This window comes from Bartonella sp. AD328YNZD (genome assembly GCF_042196425.1).
The window spans coordinates 1,948-9,683 of the sequence record NZ_JBHIQG010000070.1; the positions used below are offsets into that span (position 1 = coordinate 1,948).

3 protein-coding genes are annotated in these 7,736 nt (G+C 38.1%); all 3 read left to right on the plus strand.

What is annotated here, in order from left to right:
• Positions 1 to 1,210: autotransporter outer membrane beta-barrel domain-containing protein (locus ACFIO3_RS05080; protein ID WP_375704158.1), on the plus strand; the 1,210-nt coding region annotated here is incomplete at its 5' end.
• Positions 1,211 to 1,414: 204 nt separating this feature from the next.
• Positions 1,415 to 4,078, plus strand: a complete 2,664-nt coding sequence (locus tag ACFIO3_RS05085; RefSeq protein WP_375704159.1) for an autotransporter outer membrane beta-barrel domain-containing protein — start codon at positions 1,415 to 1,417, stop codon at positions 4,076 to 4,078.
• 167 nt (positions 4,079 to 4,245) lie between these two features.
• Positions 4,246 to 7,736, plus strand: a 3,491-nt coding sequence (locus tag ACFIO3_RS05090; protein WP_375695261.1) for an autotransporter outer membrane beta-barrel domain-containing protein, incomplete at its 3' end; no start/stop codon positions are given.

Consider the following 7,736-nt stretch of genomic DNA (forward strand, 5'->3'; position numbering starts at 1 on the left):
CCCTGTTTCACCGACTAGTTCTATTGTTGTCCCTCCCACATCAGGTTCACCTGTACCGTCCTCTGTTTCACCGACTAGTTCTGTTGTTGTGTCCCCTGCATCAGGTTCATCTGCTTCACCCTCTGTTCTTTCTACTTCTTCTGTTGTTGTGCCGCCTGCATCAGGTTCATCTATCTCGCCTTCTGTTCCATCCTCTGTTATACCACCTGTTTTTGAGCTTTCTTCTCATTTTGAACAAAATATGAGAGCTGTTGTTCCGCAGGTTTTGACTTATATTCTTGTGCCAAATACCTTATTTCATGCTGGATTGGTGGATATCAGTAATCAAAATAAGCAGTTGCAAACACTGCGAACTTTTTCTAGGCGGTTGTTGAAAGTGAGCGAAAATCCCGCTTTGTTTTTGCGCGGTTACGGTGGACATCACCGTTATACTTCAAATTTGTCTGCACTTGAATATAGATATGGAGGCAACCTTGATTATAATGCACTAGAGGCAGGTATTCTACTCAAGAAAATTGAAAATGCGTACAGTGTAACATCCTTTGGAATTATAGGCAATTATGGCAAGCTTTCTTTGCTGCCTCGGGAGGTTAAACAAAGTCAAGAAAGTACATTTGATAAATGGACAATCACAGCATATGGGAGCATGCAACATGATACGGGGCTTTATATGGATGGTCTCGTCTCTTATGGTTTGTTTAATGGAAATGTTCTCACACTTGAGCGAGGTAAGACGGCTACATTGAGAGGTAAACCCCTGAGTGTTTCCTTAACTGCTGGTAAAACATTTACGATAGGTCGTCGATATTTTATTTTTGAACCTCAGTTTCAATTTGTTTATCAAAATCTCCAGTTTCATAAGACTCGTGATATTGATAATTTTAATATTGATATGCAAAGACCAGATCATTGGGAGGTGCGTATTGGGGGACATTTAACCAAAACACTGACATTGACTAAAGAGACACATGTTCTTTCATTTTATGGCAAACTTCATTTCATTCGTAATTTTGATGATAAACAATTTGTGTATTTTAAAGATGCTTTCCAGCTTGGTTCTTTGGGTTCTTCTTTAGAAGCAGGGGTTGGGTTTAATGCCCGTCTCTCATCCAAACTTTCTCTTTATAATGATCTCATTTATCAGCACAAATTTACGAAGGCTGGTTTTTCCGGAACACATTTTTCTGGTGGTTTAAGCTATCATTTTTAATTGTACTTTTCCTTTAATTTATCTTTTGTAAAAAACAATAAGCACAAAACATGATTTTATTGTGTTATTTTTACGATTTTTAACTTTACATATAATACAAAACGAATTATCTGGACGACACATAGTGATAATAACCTGTAAATGATCCAGATGTATTTTTTCGGTTTTTGATGAAGATAAAATGAAGAAAGTTTAAAGTAAATTATGATTAAAGTATTAAAGCGCCATGTGTGTGTATGTTCTTTTACAACCTCTATTTTTTTCTTTGCGCACAATATAGATGTGAGTGCAGAAGATTATAAACCCTCATGTAATTCCCTTTTTAAATCGTATTCGTGTGATGTTGTTGATGCCGCTAAGACTATTGAAAGAAGCGACCAAGAACAAGAATATGTGAAAGGATTGGATACAAGTGTTAAAAGTGATGTTTCTATGTCCCAATCCAATAATGCAGTTATTGAGCTGAAAAAAGGTAAAGAGGAAAAAGGCATTTCAGGAATTGGTGGGACTTTGGAATTTAATAAATCTGAGAAGATTACATCAGCTGTGGTTGTGTCAAAAGATGATACAAGTTCTTTTAAGAAAGTTTCTGTTAAGGGAAATGGTGAAAAGGAAAAAAGTAGTAAGATATCTCAATCAGTATTTGGCGTGAAGCAGGGCGGTTTTCTCTTCGTTGATGATGGTGAAGTTCATGTTACAGATATTCATGGTATAGCGATTGAGAGTGCAGAACCGATTTTTAAGGAAAGATCACTTGAGGTGCGGGATAATTTTATGTCTTTGGTTTCTGTGGAAAACTCAAAGATCACTCTTAAGGGAGATGGAGCTCATGGTTTGCATTTTAGGGGAAACCCTTCGCAAAATGAATATCAAGAGGGAGAGCTTCTTACGAGTTTAGGTGAAGTTCGATTTAAAAAAACAGCTCTTCATGTTCCCGATGGTACAGCTATTTATAGTGATGATGCGAGGAGATATCCTTACATTACAGCATCAGAAGGTTCTCGTATCTTTGCCGATCGGTTATTAGATGTTAAGAATAATTCATTTGTTGCGCTTGATGCCTATGCGTCTTTTCTTGCAGGGGGAGCACAGGTTGAGAAAGGTTCTTACGGTAGTGTTGAGTTGTTCAATCAATCAAAATGGACTGTAAAAGCAAGTAAAAGTGCACTTAAGAAGAATGGGAAAGGTCCGTATTTTGCAGATTCGTCTGTTTCATTTGTAAGGCTTATTAATAGTTCTATTTTATTTAATAAACCCCAAAACGGTTATTATCAGAGACTTCATGTAGGAAGCGTAGAGGATAAATCCAGTGACTATGCTTATATTGCGGGAGGGGATGCACGCTTATATGTTAATGCACATCTTGCTACCAATGGTACAAGCAAAAATGTAAAAGCTGATACACTTGTGATCTATGGTGATGTTTACGGAAAAACCAAGGTGTATATTGTAAATCCTTCGGTGATTCTAGGGAAAGGAAAGACGCTAAAAGTTAAGAAAGGAGATCGCCATGATACTTCAATTATTCAGGTTTATGGAAAAGCAGCGGAAGATTCTTTTAAACTGGCAACTGGTTATGTTGCTTTAAGAGGAGCTCCTTATCGATATAGTCTGCGTGCGTATGGTCCAAACTTTTCCCATGGACACGCAAAAGTGGAAAATAAATTAGCTAAAGGAACAGCAGTAAAGCATAATGGCGATTTTTGGGATTATCGGCTTGAGGCTGAACATATTCAGCGTTCTTCTTATCAGTTGAAAAAGCGTGCTCAGTTGAAAAAGCGTGCTCAGTTGAAAAAGCATGTTTCTCATTTCCGTGTGTCTCGTTCTTTAAACGCTCATCCGCATCATAATAATGTTGTTGCCGGTCATGATGCTTCTGCTCATTATCTTGAAGAGGGCGTTAAAGCTGTTGTACCACAAGTTCCAACCTATCTATCAATGCCTAATGCTTTGTTTCAAGTTGGTTTGATGGATATGAATAATCACAACAAACTTTTGGAGACATTGCGTACCACTGCTGGGGCTTTGGGAGAAAATGGTAAAAAACCTGCATTTTTTGCGCAAGGCTACGGTGGAAGTTATCATTATGTTTCTGATCTGTCTGCGCTTGAATATGGTTATGGCGGAAATTTGAATTATAACGCTATAGAGGCAAGTATATTGCTCAATGCGATTGAGGATACATATCACACTTTGAGCTTTGGAATAATGGGGAACTATGGGAAAATTTCTCTACAGCCTCAAGATGTTGAAGAAAGCAAAAAAAGTACATTTGATAAATGGTCTGTTACAGCATATGGCAATATGCAGCATGATGCAGGATTTTATATCGATGGACTTTTTTCCTACGGGTTATTTAAAGGGGATGTTCTGACACAAGCAAGAGGCAAAACAACAACATTGAAGGGGACACTTTTGAGTGCTTCATTGGCTGCCGGTAAGTCATTTATGACAGGACATAAGGGACTTATTTTTGATACGCAAGTTCAGGTCGTTTATCAAAATATACGATTTGATAAGACCTCTGATATCGATGGATTTGATATCGAAATGGGAAAGCTTGATCAGTGGGTGATGCGTGTTGGCGGGAATTTAAGCAAGACGCTTGCTGCTTCTGAAGAAGGGCATGTTGTTTCTTTCAATGGGAAACTTCATCTTACCAATAGTTTTGGCGGAAAACAACGTGTGCAGTTTGGAGATGAATTCCAATTAGGAGCTTTTGGTTCTTCTTTAGAAACTGGAGTGGGGCTGAAGGCTCAGTTGTCTTCAAACTTTGCATTGCATGGAGATGTGACTTATCAGCATCGTCTTAGCAAAGCTGGTTTTTCAGGGACGATTTTTTCAGGTGGTTTACGCTATCGTTTTTAGATGCCTATGAAATATAGAGTAATTTTTACATAAGTTATACAGTGTTGTGAGAAGTATAAATGAGTATTAAGTTTTATACTTCTCATTGTTTGTGTGTTTAATTTAGCTTTATGGAGAATATTTTTTATTTTTAAGTAATGGGGTAAAGGACAAATTATAATAGAATTATGGTTAATTTATTAAGCGGATATAGATTTTTATTTATTACGGCGGCTATTGTTTCTTTTTTGCCAATTGTGAGTGCTAATGCTAAGCCTAATAATTTAGGAACTCCCTGTAATGTAGCAAAGAGTTTATTTACATATAACGATAGTAAAAAATACACGATAAGTAATAAAAATCATACTTTTTCTGTTTTTCCACAAGATGATTTGACTGCGGTTGTATCTATAGAAAAAGCAGGGACTGTTTTAAATTTGTTACAGATGAATATTATGGCGGGTAAAGCAAAGCAGTCATTTTTATATAGTGCATCTGTAAAAGATGATGGCAAGCTTGTTCTAACCAATTCAAATATTAAGGATATGTCCGGTTTTCGTGTTCAGAACGGGCAAGTTGTGATGAATAGAGGGAAGATTGAAGGTAGTTCGCAAGCTGTATGTGCGGAAGGAAAAAAAACCGATATTGCTTTAGTGAACGTAAATATTGATATCGTATCAGATGATTTGAATGTAAAAGGAAGTGGATTTTTTAGTAGTTCTGATGCATTTGTTAGGATGTCGGGCAGTAACGTTACTTTTAATGGAGTTGGTGCGTTTTCAACGCAATTTGGGGGGAGATATCTTATTGATACCACACATATTCAGGGCAAAGGTAAGAAATACACGATTGTAGTTGATGATGAGAGTATTGATGAATTTCCAGGAGCTTTTGACATATCACAAGGTGGTAATGTTCATTTGCGTGGTGATTCTATTCAGCTGACTGATATGCATGGCTTCTTGATTACGAATTTTGCAGGTTATGCAGATGCTGAAGGTAAGTTGATTCAAGAATACGCTTCATCAAATGCGTTTAAAAAGACAAATATTAAGATTGAAAGGGCAGAAATTTCTGTTCAGGGTGAGGGAGTATATGGTCTGTATTTTTATGGATTAGATCCAGATGTATGGGATGATGTGTTTAAGGTAGGGAGTGAAAAACTTTCAAAAGTAGAACAAATTGTTTTGGGTGAAGCATCTTTGCATTTGTCAGAGACAACTTTTTCAGTTCCCGATGGTATTGCCATTTATAGTACGGGAGATGATATTTATGGAGCTGAAGCTACCATTGAATTAACAGAAAGGACAAAGATCTCTGGTGATTTATTGCTAAAGGCTCAAAATAGTTCTTCTCTATTGGTGAAAGCAAAGGATTCTATACTTACAGGGGGTATCCATGTTGAGGATGCATCGACTGTTCATTTAGAATTAACACATAGCTCTTCATGGTATCTCACCAAAAAGAAGCATAAAGATTTGCAGGAATCATTTCCTGTAGATTCATCACTTTCGTCTATAAGCATTTCTGATAGCACAATTTTTTTTGATAAAGTTATATCTCAAGGTTATCAAACGCTGTATATTGGAAAAGTATATATTGAAAAAGGAAGTGATCTAAATGACCTAACTTCAATAGACGGGGTACAAGAAGCCTATAATGCAAAGGGAAATGTGCAGATTAAGATGAGTGCGTCTGTGAATAATGACGGCTCGTTTAATCCTCAAAAAACTGACCGTATTTTGATCTACGGGAATGTCTTGGGAAGTACACTGCTCGTGATGGAAAATTTTTCCAAAAGTTCAGAAAAGGAAGCTGCTAGTGAAGGCAGCAGTAGTATTTCACTCGTTCAAGTTGCTGGGATGGCGGAGGAGAGTTCTTTTAAATTGCATAATAATTATATTACAATTAATGGCTTACCTTATCAATATCATCTTCGCGCTTATGGTCCAAGTTCTTCTTTGGGAAAAGCAGATCCAAAGAATAGATTGGTTACAGGAAGTGAAGATTTTTGGGATTTTCGTCTCGAAGGTGTTTATATTAATCCTAAATCGGATTCTTCTGAATCTAAATCCACTTCCATTTCGTCTTTAAGTCCTACGCTTTTACCATCCCCACCTGAATCAGAAACTATTCCTTCGGAGCCACTAGCAGAGCATAGTTTGCCTACATCTTCTCCGTCTGTACAATCTCCTTCTGTTGAAGTTGTGTCTGTACCATCTAAATCGTCTTTATCTGAAGGATCTCTTCCTACTGATTCTCTTTCACCTTCATCTATTGAAACAAACTCCTCTTTTGTTGTATCATCTACTTCGGTGGATTCTTCGCTTACGGATTCTACTACTGTTCCTACAACTGTAGAATCAATGTCTTCAGGTTCTGAGCCGTCTTCTTCTATAGTTCCTCTACCTATGGATTCTGTTTCATTTGTACCTGTTCCAGATGATCTGAAGGATTCTGGTTCTGCGCAGCCTATATCTGCATTGTTTTCTTCAGTTGAAACTTCTACTAAGGTTTTGTCATCTACGCCCTCTGTTTCGGTAGATACATCATCTACGCCTTCCACTTCTTCTATAACTGTTCTGCCTTCTGTGCCAACCAATCCGGTTACACTTCCGTCTAAGGATTCTGTTTCTACTGTTCCTACACCTGTGAAAACAAGGTCTTATGGGGTTGAGTTATCTACTTCGGTAGATCCTCTGCTTACGGATTCTGCTCTATCTTCATTTATTCCAACTGTTCCAGAGAATCCTTCTGCTGATGAGGTGTTGCCATCTGAGCCATCTGTTCCAGTATCTTCTTCATCTACGGATTCTGTTGTTCTTCCTTCTGAACCAGTTGAATCAAAGTCTTCTGAGCATCCCTCTGCGCCAACTGTTCTAGAGAATTCTGCTAGTGTGCAACCTACGGCGGCATCGTTTGTTTCAGGTGAAACTTCTATGGAAGAGGTGTTGTTATCTGAGTCATCTGTTCCGGTATCTTCTTCATCTACGGATTCTGTTGTTCTTCCTTCTGAACCAGTTGAATCAAAGTCTTCTGAGCACCCCTCTGCACCCACTGTTTCAGACAATCCTTCTGCTGTGCCTATGCCTGCACCATTTGTTTCAGTTGAGACTTCTACAGATGAGGTTATGCCATCTAAGCCCTCTGTTCCGGTCTCACCTTCATCTACGGATTCTGTTTCTCCTCCTTCTGCCCCTGTTGAACCAAAGCCTTCTGAGTCCTCTGAGGCTTTAGATCCTTCGTCTAATCTCTCTATACCGCTTGATGTTCCCCCTGAGCTAGGTATTAGAGCTGTTGTTCCTCAATTGCCAACTTATCTCCTTTTACCAAATGCTTTGTTCTATGTTGGTTTGATGGATACGACCACGCAAAATAAGACGTTGGAGACAATGCGGAATGCTTTTCATTCTTCTTGGAAAGAGAATGAAAAGACAGCCTTTTTTCTGCATGCTTATGGGGGGAGCCATCATTATGCTTCCAATTTATCTGCTTTTGAATATGGCTATGGCGCAGAGCTCGATTATAATGCACTTGAAGCAGGTGTTTTATTGAACGAGATTGAGAGTTTATATACTCGTATATTCTTTGGTGCTTTGGGAAACTATGGAAATCTTTCTCTACACCCTCAGGATGTTGAACAAAGCAAAAAAAGCGCATTTAATAAATGGTCTGTTGC

Coding starts and splice junctions, on each gene's coding strand:
- ACFIO3_RS05085 (WP_375704159.1), top strand. CDS start 1,415: ATGATTAAAGTATTAAAGCGCCATGTGTGTGTATGTTCTTTTACAACC.